Here is a 20,358-nt window from a genome sequence, read left to right on the forward strand (position 1 = left end):
TATTTGTAATAAATAGAAATACGCTTATATTTTTACTAATTCTTTTAATGGTTACCTCATGTAAAACTAAACCTCTTAATTACATTGTTTATTACGATAAAGTAAATGAAATTGACAGTATTTACAGATTCAGAAAAGATACTCTTAGGGCTATTAAACAGTATAGAAGACTTTTTAAAAAATATCCCCCTAAAAATCAGGAACGCATACAGGAATTTGAGACTTATATCACGCTTTCTGATAAATACCATAAGAATTTCGGAGGTAAGAATACATTGTATAAATTGATTCCGCTTATTGCTCCTTACGATGAAGAATATAAAAACTATCTCAGTCTTTATGAAAAGTATGGCATAGATAGCATAACTGTGAAAAATGAAATAGCAAAATGGAAAAGAAATTTAAACAGAATACTTATAGATTCTTTTAGTATAGCTTTTATAAGGGATCAGCAGGACCATAGGAATAATATTGAACTGATGGAGACCAATGATAAAAAAAATGCTAAACTTCTAAAATGGACTTTTGAAAACTATGGCTATCCGTCATTACAAAAAATAGGACTCATAGGAAATAATAATGTTTTTATGCCTATGCTCACTCTATTCAGCCACATGTCGGGATCAGAAGATTATCCGTATTTCAAAACCAAGTTACTGGAATATGTGAAATCCGGAGACTGCCTTCCAAGAGATTATGCTACAATGGTTGACAGGCATCATCTACAGTTCAGTAAAGAAGAAATCTTATATGGATATTATATTGGAAACAATACCTATCTGGATACCCTGAAAATTAACAGGAATCGTAAAAATTTAGGACTTCCCAGCATGAAACACAGTGCCAAAATTGCAAAAGATTTTTTTAAGAAAAAATGATACTTATAATTTCAAACAATAATGAAAGAACGACTACAGAAGTTATAAAATGGCTTTCAGTAATGAATAAAAATTTTATAAGAGTACATGAAGATGAAGTTTTTGATATCAGAGTAGAAAAGAAAAGGATTTTTATAGAAAGCAAAAGGAATAAATTCTTTTTGGACGACATTACCTCCGTATGGTATCGCCGTGGAGGATTAAGATTTAGACATTTTGAATATAAAAATATTTCAGTTAATGAACATATGAAAGAAGTTCAACACTGGCTATATGACTATGTTACAAAAATCTTTAGAATCTAAAAAGCATATCAGTAAAGAAAGTAATAGTGATATCAACAAGCTTCTCGTGTTAGAAGAGGCACGAAAAATAGGCTTACTTGTACCAGATTTTTTTTTAGCAGAGGATACTAATGAAGTCGTATTAAATGATACAATTATAAAAACAATAGCCGGCAATCCTATGATCGATAACCTCAATAGTAAAACTGACGGGATAATGTATACTACGACAATACAGGATTACGAGCATAACGATTTCTTTATCACATTCTTTCAGGATAAAATTGAAAAAGATTATGAAATACGAAGCTTTTATCTGAATAGAAAAATTTGGTCTATGGCAATTTTCTCTCAAAATGATGAGAAAACCAAGACTGATTTTAGAAGATATAATCTCGAGCGGCCCAATAGGAATGTAAGATATAATTTACCTGAAGATATTGAGAAGAAAATGCAATTGTTAATGCTGAAATTAGACTTAAACTGTGGTTCATTCGATTTTATTAAAAATGGAGATCATTACTACTTTTTAGAAATAAATACTGTAGGACAATTTTTGGGATTATCTCATATCTGTAATTACTCATTGGAAAAAGAAATAGCTGAATATTTATGAAAAAATTAATTAGAGAAAAAAATAAATTACCATTAACATTTAAATATATAGAAGCATTTAATAAAAAGGGATCTAAGAATAAGTCGAGAAATTCAATCCTCTATTTTGTGGAATGTAATAGTTATCAAACTGATTGTTATGTAAGAGCAAAACCTTCAAAACCCTTGACAAGAATGCTATGAGCTATTTTAATTTGTTCCGTAAAATTTTCATCAAAAAAGATGTAGTAAAAGTTCTTATCTCATCACTATCGAAAAGGATTTCACACACTATGCTTATGTTCTTAGGCATTCTTTTCATGGCTGTTTCCTGTAAACGCAAACCCCTCAATTACATTACCTATTACAACAGGGTGAATGAAATAGACAGTATCTACAGATTTGAAAGGGATACTCTCGAAACGATTAGGCAGTATAAAAAGCTTTTTGAAGAATATCCTCCGAGAAATCAGGAACGCATACAGGAATTTGAAACATACATCACGCTGTCTGATCGATACCATAAAGATTTTGGAGGAAAAAAGACATTATATAAATTGATTCCGTTGATTGCACCCTATGGTCAAGGATATAAAAAGTATCTTGATCTCTACGAAAAATACGGGATAGACAGTTTAACATTGAAAGGTGAAATAGTAGAATGGAGAAGAGATAAATTAAACAGAACATTGATAGATTCGTTTAGCGTAGCTTTCATGAGAGACCGGGAGGATCGCAGGTCAGATAATGAACTGACAGATAAAAATGATCGTAAGAACGCTGAGCTTCTTAAATGGACCTTTGAAAACTACGGGTATCCGTCATTACAAAAAATAGGAATCATAGGAAATAATGATGTTTTTATGCCTATGCTTACCCTGTTCAGCCATATGTCGAGATCAGAATATTACCCGTATTTCAAGACCAAATTACTGGAATACGTGAAATCCGGAGACTGCCTTCCTAGAGATTATGCCACCATGGTAGACAGGCATCGTCTATATATCAGCAAAGAAGAGATCTTATACGGATGTTATATTGATGGCACCACCCAACTGGATACCCTTAAAATTAACAGGAACCGTAAAACTATTGGGCTGCCAAGTTTGAAGCATAGTGCGAAAATCAGAAAAGATTTTTTTAATTCATTTAAATAAAAATTAATTCGATAATCATAGATATGCTTTCTCTGCGCAGGATCAGCATCCAAAAATATGGGAGAAGAATCCTCTCCTATCTTTAGCCTCTTCCAAAATAAAGAAATTATCTTTAATCTAAAAAGAAAGACAGGAGCACGATAGAAGTCCTTAAATGGTTACGCAGGATGGGTAAGCCGTATATCCTCATTCAGGAGGATGAGATTTTTGAAATCAAAATACAAGGAAGAAAATTATACCTGGAAAGCCAACGCAATGTATTTTTTGTTGACGATATCAACAGTGTCTGGTACAGAAGAGGAGGCATCTATTTCCTTCGGAAGCTATATGACCATCCATCCATCAATATCCACATGAATGAAGCTGAGCACTGGCTTGAGGACTATGTCATGCATATTCTTGAGGCTAAAAAACATATCAACAAACAGCGCAACAGCCATGTGAATAAACTCCTGGTATTGGAAAAGGCCCGTAAAACCGGACTGGACGTCCCTGCCTTTTACCTGGCAGAAAATACTGATGATGTAAAACTAGGTAAAACCATTACCAAATCGATTACCGGCAATGTAATGCTGGAATTATTAGATTCAGAATCAGACGGTATGATGTATACTTCTGTCATTGATAAAAAAAACATTGAGGATTTTTTCATATCTTTTTTTCAGGAAAAAATTGAGAAAGACTTTGAAATACGATCCTTCTATTTAAACGGCAGGATATGGTCTATGGCCATTTTTTCGCAGAACGATGAACAGACAAGAACGGATTTTAGAAAGTACAATATGGAAAACCCGAACAGGAATATTCGGTATCAACTTCCGGATCATGTAGAAGAAAAGGTTATCAGACTGATGCAGGCCCTCGATCTAAACTGTGGCTCATTAGACTTTATCAAAAGCGGAAGCAACTATTATTTCCTTGAAGTTAATCCGGTAGGACAGTTCGGAAACATTTCATTTGACTGCAATTATATGCTTGAAAAGGAAATAGCAGAGTATTTATAAATTTATATCATATTTAAAACATAAGATGATGAGACACTTATTTAATGAAAAAAATCAGCTCCCTATTACATTTCAATATATTGAATTGATCAAGAGAAAAAAACTAAAGCAAAAAAGCAAAACTATAACATACTATATCCCCTGTGAAAAGTATCAAACCAACTTTTACGTAAGGGAAGAACCATATAAACACTTAGTCAGGATATTATGAGCAATATATATTTTAATCAATCAAAAATGAAAATTTCATTCCTGCCTACCAGGGTTATGTATACTCTGCAGGTAAGCTTTTGTATTCTTCTCATCGTTACTTCCTGTAAACGCAAACCCCTAAATTATATTACCTATTATAACAGGGTTAATGAAATAGACAGTATATATAGATTTGAAAGAGATACCCTCGAAGCTATTACGCAGTACAAAAAACTTTTTGAAGAATATCCTCCTAAAAACCAGGAACGCATAAAGGAATTTGAAACCTATATCATGCTTTCTGATCAATACCATAAAGATTTTGGAGGAAAAAAGACATTATATAAATTGGTTCCGCTGATTGCGCCTTACGAAGGTGATTATAAAGACTATCTGCCTATTTTTAAAAAGTACGGTATTGATAGTGTGGAAGTGAAGAAGGAGATTGCAGATTGGAAAAAAAACTTAAATAAGAGACTGATAGACTCTTTTTCCATCGCCATGATAAGGGATCAGGAAAAAAGGCATGTAGATACTGCAGTGCAGGCAAAAAATGTCAGAAAAAATGCAGAACTTCTATTGTGGACCTTTAAAAACTATGGTTTTCCTTCAGTACAAAAAATAGGAACAATGCCGATGCACAGTTTATTAACTCATATGAATGAATCCAAGAAGTATTATCCAACTTTTAAAACAAAACTAATAGAGTATGTTAAATCCGGAGACTGTCCTCCATTATCATATGCTATGATGTTTGACAGCTACCATGTTAATGTTGAAAAGGGAAATACAATCTATGGTTATAATGGTTTTAATTCTGTTATGGATTCTGTACAGGTAAATCGCAACAGAAAGAGTATCGGGCTGCCAAGTTTAAAACATAGTGCTAGAATCAGAAAGGATCTCATGGCTAAGCTAAAAAAAGAACACTAAGCTTAGTTAAAATCCTGTGAATAAAAATTATTCTAAACAATAATCAGAATGCTATAAGCTATTTTAATTTGTTCACTAATATTTTCATCAGAAAAGATTTAATGAAAGTTTTTATATCATCACTATCGCAAAGAGTTTCAAGCATCACGCTTGTATCAATAGGCATTCTTTTCATTGCTGTTTCCTGTAAATGCAAACCCCTCAATTACATTACCTATTATAACAGGGTCAATGAAATAGACAGTATATATAGATTTGAAAAAGACACCCTCGAAGCTATTAAGCAGTACAAAAAGCTTTTTAAAAAATATCCTGCTAAAAACCAGGAACGCATTCAGGAATTTGAGACCTTCATCACGCTTTCTGATCGATACCATAAAGATTTCGGAGGGAAAAAGACATTATATAAATTTATTCCACTGATTGCGCCTGACGGAGATGCTTATAAAGATTATCTGCCTATTTTTAAAAAGTATGGTATTGATAGTGTGGAAGTGAAGAAGGAGATTGCAGATTGGAAAAAAAACTTAAATAAGAGACTGATAGACTCTTTTTCCATCGCGATGATAAGGGATCAGGAAAAAAGGCATGTAGATACTGCAGTGCAGGCAAAAAATGTCAGAAAAAATGCAGAACTTCTATTGTGGACCTTTAAAAACTATGGTTTTCCTTCAGTACAAAAAATAGGAACAATGCCGATGCACAGTTTATTAACTCATATGAATGAATCCAAGAAGTATTATCCAACTTTTAAAACAAAACTAATAGAGTATGTTAAATCCGGAGACTGTCCTCCATTATCATATGCTATGATGTTTGACAGCTACCATGTTAATGTTGAAAAGGGAAATACAATCTATGGTTATAATAGTTTTAATTCTGTTATGGATTCTGTACAGGTAAATCGCAACAGAAAGAGTATCGGGCTCCCAAGTTTGAAGCACAGTGCGAAAATCAGAAAAGATTTTTTTAAGGGCAAATAGTCCGTATATAAATTAACTTCAGCATCATAACAACACCTTTAAAACCTTCAGAATGCTATGAATTACTTCAATGTATTCAGCAATATCATGATCACCAAAGGGATCACCAGAGTACTGATTTCAGACCTTCAGAGGAATGTTTCAGAATTATATCCGCTTGAGCTGCATGATCTCATAGAAGAACTGAAAGCCTGTTCCATTGAAGATGTCCTCAGCAATTATGATGAGGAATCTAAGACAATCGTTCAGGACTATCTCGATTTTTTGCTGGAAAAAGAATTCGGCTTCATTACCCAAGACGACTGGGATAAAAACTTCCCGCCTCTGTCCTATGAATATCAGGACTACAATATATTGTCAAATATTTTTATAGAACTCGATACAATTGATGTTCTTCAAACCTTGCAGCAATCCATAGAAAATCTGGAAATAAAACATATGGTCATTTATTGCCAACGAGCGCTCCTGCTGGAAGAATTTATGGAAATTGACCGTATGTTTGCCCGTTCTCCACTAGAAGGCATCGAAATTTTCTCCCAGTTTCACGAGACCATCGACAATGATTTCATCCACGCTCTTGATAAAAATACGGCCAGAATTTATAACCTGGTTTTTTATAGCTGTGAAAAAGCTCCGTTCAGAGCTAAAAATAGTCTCAGATTTACTGTTACTTTTACGGGTGAGTCTCTGAAAATTTCATCATGTGGAAAAGTAAACCTGGATTATTTCAGCACCAATCTCCCGAAAGTCCTGGAAGCTGTTAACCATAATTCCTGCCTTCACAAAAAGATAGGAATAGACGTCCATGGTAATATCAAAAACTGTCCAGCTATGCTTCAGAGTTATGGCAATGTAAAAAACACAACATTGGAACAAGCGTTAAATCATAAGGATTTTAAAAAGTACTGGAACGTTACCAAGGATGATATTAAAGTCTGTAAGGATTGTGAATTCAGGTATATCTGTACAGACTGCAGGGCATATACGGAAAGAACCGATACCGATCATGACGGACGGGATATTTCCAAGCCTTTAAAATGCGGCTACGATCCTTACACAGGGATCTGGGAAGACTGGAGTACCCATCCGCTGAAAAAAAAAGCAATGGATCATTACGCATTATCAGATAAAACAAAAGCCAGCTGAATCCGCTGGCTTTTTATGATATTTCAAATGAATATAAGCTATCCTATCCTTTCCTGATAAATATTTCATAGCTCAGGTAAATCAGCGGCAGCGCCATGATTCCGATATATAAAGCATTGCTCATCGCTGTCGCAGGCTGGTTTAAGATGGCATACACTACGCCGAAAAAAGCACCTCCCAAATGGGCAGCATGCCCGATATTGTCATGGGGCCTCGGATTCAGCATCATGTATACGGAATACCCAAAATAGATCAGTCCGAAAATAAATCCAGGAATAGCGATCGGGATAAAGAAAAAGTAGATTCCGATATTGGGATACATGGCGATAGCTGCAAACAGGATGCCTGAGACACCTCCACTGGCACCGATGGCAGAATACCACGGCTGTTTCTGATACAGGAACAATGAAAAAATATTCCCGAGCAGGATGGATCCAAGATAAATGATCAGAAAACCTATATTACCAAAAGCATCTATAACCACCGGACCGAAAAAATACAGCGTAAGCATATTAAATGCAAGGTGCATGATATCTGCATGCAGGAAACCCGCAGAAATCAGGCGGATATATTCTTTCCTGTTCCGGATGGCTCCTACATTAAACTTGTATTGTTCAAAAATGGCTGCATTATTAAAAGCAATGAAGCTGATAACCGCAGTAACAATAATGATCAGTATGAGAATGTTCATAATCTTTAATTCTAAATTTTAACTTTCAAAAAGATCCCCGATCATCCCTCCTTCGTCATCTATATTTCCGTTGGTCTCAGGCTCTTCTTCAGGCTCCGGCTCTTCTTCTTCCTCAGTTTCAGGAATGGTGATGTTAATCGCCTTCACTTTAAACTTGGTGAACTGGTTTCCGATGGCTTTAATCCCTTTTACGGCAATAAACTCATCGATATTCACTGTTTCGGGTTCCCGTTCTTTCCCTTTATCTTTTGCAAAAACGATTTCAGCTGTCGCATTGTTCGCGGCAATTACATTTTCGATGAATGACTTCGGATGTTCGGAAGGCATAAAGGTCTGTACATTGGGGGTATTTTCCAGGAGGAACCTCTTGATGAAATACATTTCCTTGTCAGCATCATAATAAATACATGTAATCGGCTGCCTCGGCTTCCATTTTTCGAGGATCAGGTAATCATCATCAAAACGGTTGCCAAGATCAAAGGATACAAGCTTTGCCTCTCCGTTGGTGTTGACTGTCAGAATCCTGTCATCTCCCTTGAAATTGCCCAGGAGACTACCTCTTCCGTCCGCATTCAGTCTTCTTACAGTATCATCAAACCATATTTTTCTCGGAGCCAGTGTAGAGACACCCTCTTCTTTCAGGTCTACTTTCTTTACGGCATACTTGGTTACCAGATTCCCTTTTGTATCGCGTCCCTTGATGCCAAGCTCAGAAAAATCAACATCCATTTTGTTCTTGCGGATCCTTGGATTGGGCTTAAGGAGAATAGTGACTTTTTCGGCTTCCCCATTAGGATTAGCAGAGAAATACAGGAATTCAGAACCTTTTTTATCCGAGGCCAGGTGATAATCCGTATTCCGGGTCACTGCCGTTACGGAAAACCTTTTCATATAGTACGGTCCTTCCTTGCCTTCACGGTAAATGGTGTTGTATACCGTCCTTTTATCATTCTTCTTCCAAATGGCTACATGCAGCAGATCTTTACCGATAAACGTCTTCGGTTCCACCTTCACTACTTTCATGCTTCCGTCTTTCCGGAAGGTAATGATGTCATCAATATCTGAACAGTCAAACAGATACTGGTCTTTTTTCAGTGACGTCCCGATAAAGCCTTCTTCAAAATTGGCATAGAACTTTTCATTGGCTACGGCTACTTTGGTAGCGTCAATGGTATCAAAAATCCTCAGTTCGGTCCTTCTCTGCCTGTCTTTGCCATACTTCTTCTGGATGTTCTGATAGTAGCTTACAGCATAGGTGATAAGATGGTCCAGATTATGTTTTACCTGCTCAATCTTGCCTTCCAGCGCAGCAATATTCTCTTTGAATTTATTCAGGTCAAACCTTGAAATCCTTTTGATCCTGATCTCGGTGAGCCTCAGGATATCTTCTTCTGTCACGGCGCGCAAAAGGTGTTTGGTATGAGGCTTTAACCCTTTATCAATGGTCTTAAGGACTTCTTCCCAGGTTTTCACTTCTTCAATATCGTGGTAGATCCTGTTTTCAATAAAGATCCTTTCCAGCGAGGAGAAATGCCAGTTTTCCTGAAGCTCGTGAAGCTCGATTTCGAGTTCTTTCTTCAGCAGTGATACCGTATGGTCCGTATTCATCCTCAGGATTTCGGACACATTCAGGAACATCGGCTTATCGCCAACGATAACGCAGGCATTCGGTGAAATGGTTACCTGGCAATCCGTAAATGCATATAATGCATCAATAGTTTTGTCCGGTGAAACATCATTGTGAAGGTGGATCAGGATTTCTACGCTGTCTGACGTATTGTCCTCGATCTTTTTGATCTTGATTTTTCCTTTTTCATTAGCCTTAAGAATCGAATCGATCAGGTCACTGGTCGTTTTGGAATAAGGCAGCTCAGAAATAACCAGGGTATGCTTATCCGTCTGGGTGATCCTTGCCCGTGCCCTTACCTTGCCTCCTCTCTGGCCGTCGTTGTATTCTGAAACATCAAGGAAACCTGCAGTAATAAAATCGGGATACAGCTCAAACTTTTTGCCTTTAAGATATGAGATAGAGGCATTGATCAGCTCATTGAAATTATGGGGCAGGATCTTCGTTGAAAGCCCCACGCCGATCCCTTCTACTCCCTGTGCAAGCAGCAGCGGGAATTTTACAGGCAGGTCAATCGGTTCATTATTCCTTCCGTCGTAGGATTTGGCCCATTCCGTCGTTTTGGGGTTGAAGACCACTTCAAGAGCAAAAGGGGTAAGCCTTGCTTCAATATACCTGGCTGCCGCGGCAGAATCTCCGGTATAGATATTTCCCCAGTTTCCCTGGGTATCAATCAGCAGTTCCTTCTGCCCGATCTGTACCATTGCATCTGTAATGGAAGCATCCCCGTGAGGGTGGTACTTCATGGTATTTCCCACAATATTGGCCACTTTATTATAGCGGCCATCTTCCAGTTCTCGCATAGAGTGCATAATCCTCCGCTGAACGGGTTTGAAACCGTCATATACGGATGGGATGGCCCTATCCAGGATTACATAGGAAGCATAGTCAAGAAACCAGTCTTTATACAGTCCTGAAACTTTTTTAAGGCTCTCGCTGTCATGCGGGTTTTCTTCTATCATCTTCTTTCAGTCTTTTTATCGTTGTTAGCTTTCACTACTTTGTTCAGAGAAATTTTTAAATCATTGATTTCCTTTCCGGTCAGGTACGAAACTTCATATTTCAGAAGCGCCGAACCGCTGTTTTTACTGGTAACCCTTACATACAGTCTTTTGATAAAGAAAATACTTACAACATCAAAACTGATCAGCTTATATTTCGGGAACTCATCACTCAGAGGTTTGCCCAGGAAAGGGATTACATTCCGGTTCCTGAAATGAAGGGCTTCGCCGTCACTGTCATACTCAAAGATCTGCCTTCCGCTGAAATAAAACAACAGGAGCAGGAAGAGCGGTATGATGATGAACAGCGTGCTTTCCCAACCCATAATATTGAATTTGTACTCTTCCAGAAAAAATGCTGCGAAACCCGCTGCAGTAATGATAAGCAATAAAGTATTTATAAAATTATAAAGCGATGCCTTATTGCGGTTACTTAGTCTCATTTGTTATCAGTATATGGTTTTATAGTAATGTACCTTCGTACGGAAATTAAATACGTCTGATATTTATCCGTTCTGGGTCTCCTGCAGAACTTCCTTTTTGTCGATATCCGGATCTTCCACCACAAGGTTTTCCAGGATAAAAGTCTGCCGGTCCGGAGTATTTTTACCCATATAAAATTCCAGCAGCTGGTCGATGGTCTGGTCTTTTCCTAAGACAACAGGTTCCAGCCGGATATCTTTTCCGATGAAGTGCTTGAATTCGTCAGGCGAAATCTCTCCCAGTCCTTTGAACCGTGTAATCTCAGGATTCTTGCCCAGTTCATTGAGAGCCTTGATGCGTTCAGCCTCTGTGTAGCAGTACCGCGTTTCCTTTTTATTCCTCACCCGGAACAGTGGGGTCTGCAGGATGTAAAGGTGGCCGTTCTTAATCAGGTCAGGAAAGAACTGAAGGAAGAATGTGATCATCAGGAGGCGTATATGCATCCCGTCCACATCGGCATCGGTAGCAATGATTACCTGGTTGTACCGGAGATCTTCAAGGCTCTCCTCAATATTGAGTGCGGCCTGAAGCAGGTTAAACTCTTCATTTTCATACACTACTTTCTTGGTCAGTCCGTAGCAGTTAAGCGGTTTTCCTTTCAATGAGAATACCGCCTGGGTTTCCACATCCCTGGATTTGGTGATAGATCCTGAAGCAGAATCGCCCTCAGTAATAAAAATCTGGGTATCCCCTTTTCTTTCAGCTTTCTGATCGTTATAGTGCTGCCTGCAGTCGCGGAGCTTCTTGTTGTGCAGCGAAACTTTTTTAGCCCTTTCCCTCGCCAGTTTCTGGATTCCGGAAAGCTCCTTCCTTTCTCTTTCGGAGATCAGGATCTTTCTTTGGATGGCTTCAGCGACCTCAGGGTTTCTGTGCAGGAAATTATCCAGTTTGCTTTTCAGGAAATCGATTACAAATGTCCTTACGGTAGGACCATTGGGGCCCATATCATTGGAACCGAGCTTGGTTTTGGTCTGAGACTCGAATACCGGTTCTTCCACATTGATGGAAATAGCTGCAATAATGGATTTACGGATATCCGAAGCATCGAAATTTTTATTGAAAAATTCCCGTATGGTCTTTACATAGGCTTCCCGGAAGGCATTCAGGTGCGTCCCTCCCTGAGTGGTATTCTGTCCGTTCACAAAAGAAAAATAGGTTTCCGTCTGGGATTTATCAGAATGGGTAATGGCCAGCTCTATGTCCTCATCCTTCAGGTGGACGATAGGATAAAGGATATCGCTTTCCAGCTCCTCTTCCAGCAGGTCCTTCAGTCCGTTTTCAGAAAAATAGGTTTCCCCGTTAAAGATAATCTTCAGTCCGGGATTAAGGTATGCATAATTGCGCAGCATCCTTTCGATATATTCTTTCCTGAATTTGAAATGAAGGAATATTCCCGAATCCGGAACGAAAGAAATTTCAGTTCCGTTACGGTCGGAAGAGTCTTTTTCCTCATGGTTTTCCACGATCATGCCGCGGGAGAACTCAGCAGCTTTCATCCTGCCATCCCGGAACGATCTTACGCGGAAGTACTCGGAAAGGGCATTTACAGCCTTTGTACCTACCCCGTTAAGCCCTACAGATTTTTTGAAAGCTTTACTGTCATACTTCCCTCCGGTATTCATTTTGGAAACGGCATCTACCACTTTACCCAATGGAATTCCACGGCCAAAGTCGCGTATGCTTACTTTTCCTTCATCCACTTTTATTTCAATTCTTTTTCCCGCTTTCATCCTGAACTCATCAATAGAGTTATCCAGAATTTCTTTCAGGAGGATATAGATCCCGTCGTCGGCAGAAGACCCGTCGCCCAGCTTACCGATGTACATACCGGGACGCAGGCGGATGTGTTCCTGCCAGTCCAGGGTTCTGATATTATCTTCGGAATAAATAGGATTAGTTTGTTGTGACATATGTTATTTAGAGAACACACAAAGATACGAAATTAAAGAAAATGATGCCAGTTTTCCATTGCATTTTCGCCAATTTTAACCGATTTTTTATTGCATATATCCTATATGAATATTACATTTACATTATTCACTTTATTGCACTTAATCAGCAATTTCATTATGTAAATAACTAAAAGTAAAATAATATATTTTTGATTTACCCATAATACCCGACAAAAAATGAAAACATAATACAGACCCACCATTATAAAACTAACCACCAAAACTCAAATTTTATGAAAACAAAACTACAGGCCTGCATCATTGGCGAACAAGATGGCGGCGAGTATATCGCCCGGTTGCTTAGAAATGAGTATCCTGAATTCGAGATTGTCTTCCAGAATGGAAAGCTGGACCGTGCTTCAGACTATCCTTTAAAACACTTCCCGGACCTGTTTTTTCTGGAGACACGGCTAATGAGTGACCCTTCAGAGATCTTCAGGAATCTGAGGGAACATCTTTCCCGTCTCATCTTCATTACGGATTCTGAAAAATCGGCCATCAAAGCCATTAAAACCGGAGTCTGCAGCTGCCTGATGAAGCCGGTTAAAGACCTGGAATTTGTCATCAGCGTCAACAAAGCCATAGAAAATATCCGAACCAACCGGACTTTAACGCGTACTTCATCCCGAAACAAAATCAATCTTCCTACCCTACAAGGATTCAAGCGCGTAGCTGTAGATGAAATTATACGATGTGAAGCAGACTCCAATTACACATTCATCTATCTTTCGGATAAATCCAGGATTGTGGTTTGCCGGACGTTATACGATTTTGAAAAGTCTTTTTCAGAGCATCGTTTTTTCAGGATCCACCATAAACACCTGATCAATCTTGACCACCTGAAAGAGTATATCAAGGGTAAAGGCGGACAGGTAGTCATGACCGACAATTCGGTCCTGGATGTCTCCGTTCGTAAAAAGTACGACTTCCTCCATACATTTTTGTAATATGAGCGACTACATTTACCTTTAAAACCGATACACTTACTCAAAAAACAGCCGGCACTTAATCCGTTTTTATAGAATAGTTTTCTTAAGAGGTTTATTTTTGAGAACAACAACCATAAAAACTAATATTATGAAAGCACATGTATTTTCTATGAAAGCCTTATGGGTAGTGGCCGTTATCTGTTCAGCGGAAGCTCAGGCCCAGGCATGGGAGGTTAACGGAAACGGAGGTACTAACAATACCAATTATGTCGGAACGATTGATGTCGCACCCCTGTATCTCAGAGTGAACGGACAGGATCCCGAGCCTGGACAAGCTTTACTGAATGAAGCAGGATCGTTCCTTACAGAAAGCGTCAACAATTCCAATGTTGCCAAAGCCAAGGGAAGCATTGTAGCCGGTGCAGACAATATTTTAGGAGACGAAGCCAATAGTTCCCTGGTCGGCGGATGGGAAAATAACCTGGCAGATTCCGGAGGCGCAAACCTTGTCGCAGGACAGGGCAACACCATCTTGAACCAGGCAGGAAAATCCGTAGCGGTGGGCTGGAACAATATCGTGAGAGGTCCCAATCAATTTGCTATAGGCGTGGGTGTAGACCTGAAATCTCCGTACTCAGGAGGATTTGGAGTAGACCTTATAGCCATTGGCAACCGTTCATTTGTAATTGGATCCGGAACTCATTCGAGCATGAAATTGACAAATACAATTCCTTATTCCATCATGCTGGGCATGTCCAATACATCAACGATGCTCATCAAAGATCAGCAGGTAGGCATCAGAACCACTGCCCCTACCGCTAATTTCCACACTGTAGGAACTGTGAGGCTACAGGATCTGCCCAGTGGAGCCGGAAGAGCCCTGGTAGTAGACAATGATGGAAATGTGATGATTGCCAACACCACAATATATAAGCAGTCGCCTGAGCAGGAAGCGGATCTGCAAAGCCAGATTGACCAGCTCAGAAAAGAGGTTCAGGAATTAAAAGAACTCCTGAATCAGAACAAAACAGCTGTGGATCTTAGCGCCGTTAATTCACGGGAGCCTAAACTATTCCAGAATGTTCCCAATCCGGCCAAAGGAGAAACAACCATACCTTACTACCTTCCCGAGGGCTCCGGAGAAGCCTCCATTTCGATCTACAGTGCTTCAGGCCAGCTGGTACAGACGGTTTCTCTTAAAGAAAAAGGCCGTGGCAACCTTACCGTTACAGGACTTCAGGGAGGTTCTTACATTTACAGGATGAACCTGAACGGGAAAAGTATTGACAGTAAAAAAATGCTGATCAGAGATTAAGTATATCCTTCTGATGTAGGTTTCATATCAAAGGCTGGCCATAGAGGTCAGCCTTTGATATGAAGCAAGGCAAAAGCGATACAATTCCCCCAAGACTTCCATTAACCCTCCTGTACTGCGATATTTTTATCCACAACAATGGGTAAAACAGGCCGTCTCCCTTAAACAATTCGTACTTTTGCCGGTAGATTTTTTTATCATGTCAATTTTTTCAGAAAACATAAGGCTTTTGCGCAGCAAATCAGGAAAGACGCAGCGCGAACTGTCTGAACAGATACAAATTCCCCCTTCCAGATACAGTTCTTATGAAAACGGCAAATCCAGGCCTCCTGTTGATGTCCTGATCAGGATGTCCAGGATATTCAATGTGAGCATCGATCTCATGCTTTCAGTAGATTTAACGAAACATGCCCTGGAGGATATGCTCAAGCTTCCGGACAACAGAATCGTCCTGCCGGTTGTGGTGGACCAGAACGGAGATGAAAGCATAGAAATTGTGCCTCAGAAAGCGACCATGGGCTATCTCAGGGGCTATAGCGACCCGGAATATATCGAAAGCCTGGAAAGAATTTCTTTGCCATTTCTCAGGAATGGTAAATTCAGGGCTTTCCCGGCGGACGGAGATTCCATGCCGCCGTTTAAGGACGGTTCTTTTATCATCGGGAAATATATGGAGGGCATCCATGACTTGAAATCCGGAAACGCCTATATCTTCATTACGTTGAATGACGGTATTACGTTTAAACGCTTAAGGTCTAAAAACACGACTTCCATTACGGTTGCCGCTGATAATACCTTTTACGAGCCATACGACATACCGTTGAGCGAAATCATTGAAGTCTGGAAATATGCGACAGGAATTTTCCCTCAGGATTTTTAAAGAGTCAAATCCCTATGGATAGTTAAATGATCCGGAATTGTAACAATATCGGGCCTCACTTGAGAAAATCAGCATAAAAGTATCTGGTTTTCCTTTTGTGATACAAAAATTCCGAGTAAATTCGGTATGACAAAAATTCCGATTCATGATACAACTTCCTTTATCCAAACTTTCCGATGTGGGGACGACCATTTTCAGCCAGATGACACAGCTGGCTCAGGAGCATGAGGCCATCAACCTTTCACAGGGGTTCCCGGATTTCATGCCGGACTCCGCATTGCTGGACCATGTACATTACTTCATTACAAAAGGATTCAATCAGTATGCTCCTATGGGCGGTATGCTCGGATTAAAGGAGGAAATTGCCCGGAAAATAGAAGACAGCCATAAAGCCGTTTACCATCCTGATTCGGAGATTACGGTAACGGCAGGCGGAACCCAGGCCATTTTTACGGCCATTGCGGCATTGGTGAAAAAGGATGATGAAGTGATTATCTTTGAACCGGCCTATGACTGCTATGAGCCTATCGTAGAGCTTTTCGGGGGTATCATTAAGCGCTTCGAGATGAGGGCTCCCGATTATGAAATTGACTGGAATGCAGTGAAAGGGCTTGTTACGGATAAAACGAGAATGATCATCATCAACAACCCGAATAATCCGGCAGGGAGAATACTCAATGAAAATGACTTACAGGCGCTGATTAACATCGTAAAAGGGACTTCTATTCTTATCCTGAGTGATGAAGTGTATGAGAATATTGTTTTTGACGGAAAAACGCACCTGAGCATCAGTAAATATCCTGAACTGAAGGAAAGAAGCCTTATGGTAGCTTCGTTCGGAAAGCTTTTCCACGTCACAGGCTGGAAAACCGGCTATTGTGCGGCTCCGAAAAACCTGATGGATGAATTCAGGAAAGTGCATCAGTTCAATGTTTTTTCCGTTAATACACCCATGCAGCTGGCTTTAGCTGAATACATGAAAAATCCTGAACATTACCTGCACCTGAACAGCTTTTTCCAGGAGAAAAGGGATTTCTTGCGGCAGGGGCTCTCCGGCACTTCCTTTGAATTGCTGGATTGCGAAGGTACGTATTTCCAGGCCGTACGGTACAGCAGGATTTCAGATCAGAACGATCTGGATTTTGCCAAAGAACTTACGGCAAACCATAAGGTGGCAACGGTACCATTTTCTTCTTTCTATAAAAACAGGTTAAATGAGCATGTGATCCGCCTCTGTTTTGCCAAAAAACAGGAAACGCTGGAGCGTGCACTCGAGCATCTTTCTAAATTATAAGATAATCCGGCGGCTGAGATTCTCAGCCGCCGGATTATTTTTATTCCAGTGTATATCAGATATTACAAGAACATTCCGCCCGAAGCTTCAATCCTCTGCCCGTTGATCCACCGTGCATCTTCAGTACACAGGAACGCCACTACACCACCAATATCATCCGGCACACCTGCCCTTCCCAAGGCCGTAGCACTAGCAATCATCGCATTGACCTGCTTGTCGTCCCTTGTCCTTCCTCCGCCGAAATCCGTTTCGATAGCTCCGGGAGCAATTACATTCGCTTTGATTTTCCTTGGTCCCAGTTCCTTGGCCAGGTATTTCGTTAACATTTCCACACCGGCTTTAATAGAACCGTAAACGGATGACCCCGGTAACGGAAAACGGGCCAGTCCGGAAGAAATATTGATGATTCCGCCATCTTCATTGATGAACGGCAGGAATTTCTGGGTGAGAAAGAACACGCCTTTAAAGTGAATGTCAACAATATCATCCAGCTGCTCTTCGGTAACGTCGGGAACCGGCGCATATAGTGCGGTACCTGCATTGTTGATGAGGTAATCGATATTGCGGCTGCCGGTATTCGGCTCCAGATGGTCTCCTACGGTTTTTACAAAATCATCAAAGCTCTTTATATCTTTGGTATCGAGCTGGTATGCAATTGCTTTTCTTCCGAGTGCCTGGATCTCCCGCACGGTCTGCTCGGCTTCTTCCCTGTTGGTTTTATACGTAACGATGATATCGAGACCTTTTTGTGCGGTTTTCAGGGCTGCATTTTTTCCCAATCCGCGGCTTCCGCCTGTAATAAGTGCAATTTTTGTTCTGGCTTCCATATTTCAATTGTTTTTAATGCAACAAAGTTCTGCAATAATGGAAGCAAATCCTTTGCCCGAATCAAACTGAAATTTGCAAAATTCAAATCAGGCGCGGAATTCCACCGGAGTCAGGGCAGTCTTCTTCTTAAAGAAATTGGAAAAATGAGCTATTTCCTCAAAGCCCAATGCATAAGCGATCTCAGAAACATTCCACCGCGTCTGTCTCAGCAGGATTTTGGCTTCCTGTACCACTCGCTCGGCAATAATTTCAGTAGTTGTCTTACCGGTACTTTCCTTTAATCTTTTATTGAGGTAGTTGACATGGACCGCCAGCCGGTCTGCATAATCTTTGGCGGTTTTCAGCTGTAGCCTGCGGTCTGTGCTTTCAATAGGAAATTGCCGCTCCAGCAGCTCAAGGAACATGGATACGACCCGTAATGAAGCATCATGAGTTGCAGGAAGTTCTTCAGCAGGCTGCAGCTTCTGCCCGTAATGGATCAGTTCGGCAACATAATTCCGTATCAGGTCATACTTAAATGCGTAATCGGAATCTATTTCTTTTTTGATTTTAGCATACAGCAATTCTATTTCATCGGCCAGTTCATCATCAATTTCAAAGAGCGGCACAGCTCCTGGCCGGAAGATCGGCAGATCTTCCAGGATGTTGCGTGGCCGGTCCTTTACCATAAAGTCTTCCGTAAAGACACAGAAACTCCCGGTTTGAGCTGGATCTTCCGGGATCCAGTGGTAGGGTACTTTGGGAGTGGCAAACAGCAGGGCATTTTTTTCGATGCGGATTACCTTATCAGCATATTCCGCCCTGTTCTTTCCGCGGATGAGGCTGATCTTATAGTATTTCCGCCTGTTGTACGGCATCTCTGAGGTCAGTTTTACCTGCCGGATGGTTTGTGCGATATCAAATACGTTGAAATGCCCGATTTCCTTGTGAAGCCCTTTAGGAAAAAGGCTATTGACATCTTTACCGAGTTTCAGGGTCATTTCACGGTAGAAGTCTTCCAGGGAAGTATGTGAGGTATGGACTGTTTTTTCCATGATAAAGATTTGTACAATTCAAATGTACGAAGTATTGGATTAATTAAATGACAATGCCTCCAAGCATTTCAAGTTCCCATTTTCCGTTTCGGTATTCCGCTGCGTAATTGGTAGAAGAACTGCTACCCCACTTTTCGATATAGAACCGTTCCGGAAAAGCTTTATTCTTTTTAATTTTAGAAATTCCGAAATGATACACGTCGGTAGACCTGAGGTAACGGCTTTCCTTGTCCTTATCTTCAGGTGCAAATAAAACTTTATACTCACTGGGAGTAATCTGGTGGAAATAATCACAGTCTGTTTTAAAAACCACAAAATGATATGGATCTTTTTGAAAATCAGGCGTCCCTGCATAATTCGGAATCAGCATTTCATACAATTCGGTAAACTTATTTTTTCCTGATTGATACATTGGATTTACATCAACAAAGTCATTGACTCCGTCTCCGTCAGAATCCTGATGATCAGGATTTAAGCCAAAACATTTTTCAAAAATATCATTGTATCCGTCCTGATCTGTATCTTTCATTAATGCAGTCAGATTGATCTTAAACAGTTTTCCATCGGCAATCGCAGAATAATCATCATAACCGGGAAGCCCGGCAACCTGGATAATCTTCACCAGGCTCCCTTCAATTTGTAAAGATCCATCTTTAATAATCGGCTGGTCCTGAATTTCATTGAAGTAATAATGGCTGAAACTTAAGCCTAAAAAGTAAGCGGATGGTTTACCATTGGCTATTTTCAACAACCAGTATCCCAAATCATTTTTAGCCAGGGCGTATTGAGCATTGCGATAGTTTTGCTGTTTGTAGATCACAAAACCTTTATGGAAGTAATTCCTGAAGTTTTTATATTCAGTTGCTTTTTCATTTAAGATCAGTTCATATTTTTTACCGTCATATTCATGAGTATAGATACTGTCTTCTTTAAACGTCCTGAAGCTCTTCAAATCTATGATCTGTACATAAGAAGGTTTCTCAGCAAGGATCTCTTTTACTGTAAATGGTTTTTCTTCCACATATTCGCGCTCTTCTTGATCAGAGACAAAGCAGTTTTCCTCAATACTTTTAGAACAGGAGTAAAGAGATACCATGAAAAAAATACAATAGATGAATTTCATACTATAAAGTTTCCGACTTGAATGCAAAAA

Annotated in this window: 18 protein-coding genes and 1 pseudogene; 12 read left to right on the top strand and 7 right to left on the bottom strand. The window is 39.8% G+C overall.

The window, feature by feature from the left end:
- Positions 1-47: 47 nt before the first annotated feature.
- The 8 genes and pseudogenes from QE404_RS07810 (at position 48) to gwsS (ending at position 7,171) form a co-directional block, all read left to right on the top strand.
- Positions 48-878 carry a hypothetical protein gene (locus tag QE404_RS07810; RefSeq protein WP_307448873.1) on the top strand — a complete coding sequence of 277 codons (831 nt, stop codon included), beginning with the start codon at positions 48-50 and terminating at the stop codon, positions 876-878.
- Positions 875-1,183, top strand: coding sequence for a hypothetical protein (locus QE404_RS07815; protein WP_307453806.1), 309 nt, complete (start codon positions 875-877; stop codon positions 1,181-1,183). The genes QE404_RS07810 and QE404_RS07815 overlap by 4 nt, the downstream gene beginning before the upstream one ends.
- Positions 1,152-1,778, top strand: a complete 627-nt coding sequence (gwsG, locus tag QE404_RS07820) for a grasp-with-spasm system ATP-grasp peptide maturase (RefSeq protein WP_307453808.1) — start codon at positions 1,152-1,154, stop codon at positions 1,776-1,778. Before QE404_RS07815 ends, gwsG (QE404_RS07820) begins: the two co-directional genes overlap by 32 nt.
- Before the next feature lie 178 nt (positions 1,779-1,956).
- Positions 1,957-2,913 carry a hypothetical protein gene (locus QE404_RS07825; protein WP_307448878.1) on the top strand — a complete coding sequence of 319 codons (957 nt, stop codon included), beginning with the start codon at positions 1,957-1,959 and terminating at the stop codon, positions 2,911-2,913.
- A 128-nt stretch (positions 2,914-3,041) separates the two neighbouring features.
- Positions 3,042-3,917 (top strand): annotated as a pseudogene (gwsG, locus tag QE404_RS07830) (grasp-with-spasm system ATP-grasp peptide maturase); the annotation flags it as partial.
- Positions 3,918-4,154: 237 nt separating this feature from the next.
- The gene (locus QE404_RS07835) at positions 4,155-5,042 is read left to right on the top strand and encodes a hypothetical protein (protein WP_307448879.1); all 888 of its coding nucleotides are present in this window, start codon (positions 4,155-4,157) and stop codon (positions 5,040-5,042) included.
- A 101-nt stretch (positions 5,043-5,143) separates the two neighbouring features.
- Positions 5,144-6,025 (top strand): hypothetical protein, encoded by an 882-nt coding sequence (locus QE404_RS07840; RefSeq protein ID WP_307448882.1) that lies wholly within the window; start codon positions 5,144-5,146, stop codon positions 6,023-6,025.
- Between the two features lie 57 nt (positions 6,026-6,082).
- Positions 6,083-7,171: a grasp-with-spasm system SPASM domain peptide maturase gene (gene gwsS / locus QE404_RS07845; RefSeq protein WP_307448885.1), complete on the top strand. Its 1,089-nt coding sequence runs from the start codon at positions 6,083-6,085 to the stop codon at positions 7,169-7,171.
- Between the two features lie 43 nt (positions 7,172-7,214).
- On the opposite strand, the gene QE404_RS07850 is transcribed toward gwsS, so the two are convergent.
- From QE404_RS07850 to QE404_RS07865, 4 genes are all read right to left on the bottom strand, one after another.
- Positions 7,215-7,862, bottom strand: coding sequence for a rhomboid family intramembrane serine protease (locus QE404_RS07850; RefSeq protein ID WP_307448888.1), 648 nt, complete (start codon positions 7,860-7,862; stop codon positions 7,215-7,217).
- Between the two features lie 18 nt (positions 7,863-7,880).
- Positions 7,881-10,451 carry a DNA gyrase/topoisomerase IV subunit A gene (locus QE404_RS07855; RefSeq protein ID WP_307448891.1) on the bottom strand — a complete coding sequence of 857 codons (2,571 nt, stop codon included), beginning with the start codon at positions 10,449-10,451 and terminating at the stop codon, positions 7,881-7,883.
- Positions 10,448-10,933: a hypothetical protein gene (locus tag QE404_RS07860; RefSeq protein WP_307448894.1), complete on the bottom strand. Its 486-nt coding sequence runs from the start codon at positions 10,931-10,933 to the stop codon at positions 10,448-10,450. The genes QE404_RS07855 and QE404_RS07860 overlap by 4 nt, the downstream gene beginning before the upstream one ends.
- A 63-nt stretch (positions 10,934-10,996) precedes the next feature.
- Positions 10,997-12,883: a DNA topoisomerase IV subunit B gene (locus QE404_RS07865; protein ID WP_307448897.1), complete on the bottom strand. Its 1,887-nt coding sequence runs from the start codon at positions 12,881-12,883 to the stop codon at positions 10,997-10,999.
- Between the two features lie 275 nt (positions 12,884-13,158).
- Between QE404_RS07865 and QE404_RS07870 the strand changes: the two genes are divergently transcribed.
- The 4 genes from QE404_RS07870 to QE404_RS07885 all read left to right on the top strand — a co-directional run bounded on the left by QE404_RS07870 (position 13,159) and on the right by QE404_RS07885 (position 17,343).
- Positions 13,159-13,872, top strand: coding sequence for a LytR/AlgR family response regulator transcription factor (locus QE404_RS07870; RefSeq protein WP_307448902.1), 714 nt, complete (start codon positions 13,159-13,161; stop codon positions 13,870-13,872).
- A 130-nt stretch (positions 13,873-14,002) separates the two neighbouring features.
- Entirely contained in the window at positions 14,003-15,169 is a 1,167-nt protein-coding gene (locus tag QE404_RS07875; protein WP_307448905.1) for a T9SS type A sorting domain-containing protein, read from the top strand.
- A 199-nt stretch (positions 15,170-15,368) separates the two neighbouring features.
- Complete coding sequence (locus tag QE404_RS07880) at positions 15,369-16,049, top strand: XRE family transcriptional regulator (RefSeq protein ID WP_307448908.1); 681 nt, start codon at positions 15,369-15,371, stop codon at positions 16,047-16,049.
- A gap of 145 nt (positions 16,050-16,194) precedes the next feature.
- Positions 16,195-17,343, top strand: coding sequence for a methionine aminotransferase (locus QE404_RS07885; RefSeq protein ID WP_307448910.1), 1,149 nt, complete (start codon positions 16,195-16,197; stop codon positions 17,341-17,343).
- Positions 17,344-17,405: 62 nt separating this feature from the next.
- On the opposite strand, the gene QE404_RS07890 is transcribed toward QE404_RS07885, so the two are convergent.
- From QE404_RS07890 to QE404_RS07900, 3 genes are all read right to left on the bottom strand, one after another.
- Complete coding sequence (locus QE404_RS07890; RefSeq protein ID WP_307448912.1) at positions 17,406-18,170, bottom strand: SDR family NAD(P)-dependent oxidoreductase; 765 nt, start codon at positions 18,168-18,170, stop codon at positions 17,406-17,408.
- An 87-nt stretch (positions 18,171-18,257) separates the two neighbouring features.
- On the bottom strand, positions 18,258-19,205 hold the full coding sequence (locus QE404_RS07895; protein ID WP_307448915.1) for a helix-turn-helix domain-containing protein: 948 nt from the start codon (positions 19,203-19,205) through the stop codon (positions 18,258-18,260).
- A 43-nt stretch (positions 19,206-19,248) separates the two neighbouring features.
- On the bottom strand, positions 19,249-20,301 hold the full coding sequence (locus QE404_RS07900) for a hypothetical protein (RefSeq protein ID WP_307453810.1): 1,053 nt from the start codon (positions 20,299-20,301) through the stop codon (positions 19,249-19,251).
- Between the last annotated feature and the right edge of the window lie 57 nt (positions 20,302-20,358).

This window comes from Chryseobacterium camelliae, from assembly GCF_030818575.1.
Taxonomy (GTDB): domain Bacteria; phylum Bacteroidota; class Bacteroidia; order Flavobacteriales; family Weeksellaceae; genus Chryseobacterium; species Chryseobacterium camelliae_A.

What these genes read in the sequence shown, in the direction of transcription:
- QE404_RS07810 (WP_307448873.1), top strand. Translation starts at nt 48, where the DNA reads ATGGTTACCTCATGTAAAACTAAACCTCTTAATTACATTGTTTATTAC.
- QE404_RS07815 (WP_307453806.1), top strand. Translation starts at nt 875, where the DNA reads ATGATACTTATAATTTCAAACAATAATGAAAGAACGACTACAGAAGTT.
- gwsG (WP_307453808.1), top strand. Translation starts at nt 1,152, where the DNA reads ATGACTATGTTACAAAAATCTTTAGAATCTAAAAAGCATATCAGTAAA.
- QE404_RS07825 (WP_307448878.1), top strand. Translation starts at nt 1,957, where the DNA reads ATGAGCTATTTTAATTTGTTCCGTAAAATTTTCATCAAAAAAGATGTA.
- QE404_RS07835 (WP_307448879.1), top strand. Translation starts at nt 4,155, where the DNA reads ATGAAAATTTCATTCCTGCCTACCAGGGTTATGTATACTCTGCAGGTA.
- QE404_RS07840 (WP_307448882.1), top strand. Translation starts at nt 5,144, where the DNA reads ATGAAAGTTTTTATATCATCACTATCGCAAAGAGTTTCAAGCATCACG.
- gwsS (WP_307448885.1), top strand. Translation starts at nt 6,083, where the DNA reads ATGAATTACTTCAATGTATTCAGCAATATCATGATCACCAAAGGGATC.
- QE404_RS07850 (WP_307448888.1), bottom strand. Translation starts at nt 7,862, where the DNA reads ATGAACATTCTCATACTGATCATTATTGTTACTGCGGTTATCAGCTTC.
- QE404_RS07855 (WP_307448891.1), bottom strand. Translation starts at nt 10,451, where the DNA reads ATGATAGAAGAAAACCCGCATGACAGCGAGAGCCTTAAAAAAGTTTCA.
- QE404_RS07860 (WP_307448894.1), bottom strand. Translation starts at nt 10,933, where the DNA reads ATGAGACTAAGTAACCGCAATAAGGCATCGCTTTATAATTTTATAAAT.
- QE404_RS07865 (WP_307448897.1), bottom strand. Translation starts at nt 12,883, where the DNA reads ATGTCACAACAAACTAATCCTATTTATTCCGAAGATAATATCAGAACC.
- QE404_RS07870 (WP_307448902.1), top strand. Translation starts at nt 13,159, where the DNA reads ATGAAAACAAAACTACAGGCCTGCATCATTGGCGAACAAGATGGCGGC.
- QE404_RS07875 (WP_307448905.1), top strand. Translation starts at nt 14,003, where the DNA reads ATGAAAGCACATGTATTTTCTATGAAAGCCTTATGGGTAGTGGCCGTT.
- QE404_RS07880 (WP_307448908.1), top strand. Translation starts at nt 15,369, where the DNA reads ATGTCAATTTTTTCAGAAAACATAAGGCTTTTGCGCAGCAAATCAGGA.
- QE404_RS07885 (WP_307448910.1), top strand. Translation starts at nt 16,195, where the DNA reads ATGATACAACTTCCTTTATCCAAACTTTCCGATGTGGGGACGACCATT.
- QE404_RS07890 (WP_307448912.1), bottom strand. Translation starts at nt 18,170, where the DNA reads ATGGAAGCCAGAACAAAAATTGCACTTATTACAGGCGGAAGCCGCGGA.
- QE404_RS07895 (WP_307448915.1), bottom strand. Translation starts at nt 19,205, where the DNA reads ATGGAAAAAACAGTCCATACCTCACATACTTCCCTGGAAGACTTCTAC.
- QE404_RS07900 (WP_307453810.1), bottom strand. Translation starts at nt 20,301, where the DNA reads ATGGTATCTCTTTACTCCTGTTCTAAAAGTATTGAGGAAAACTGCTTT.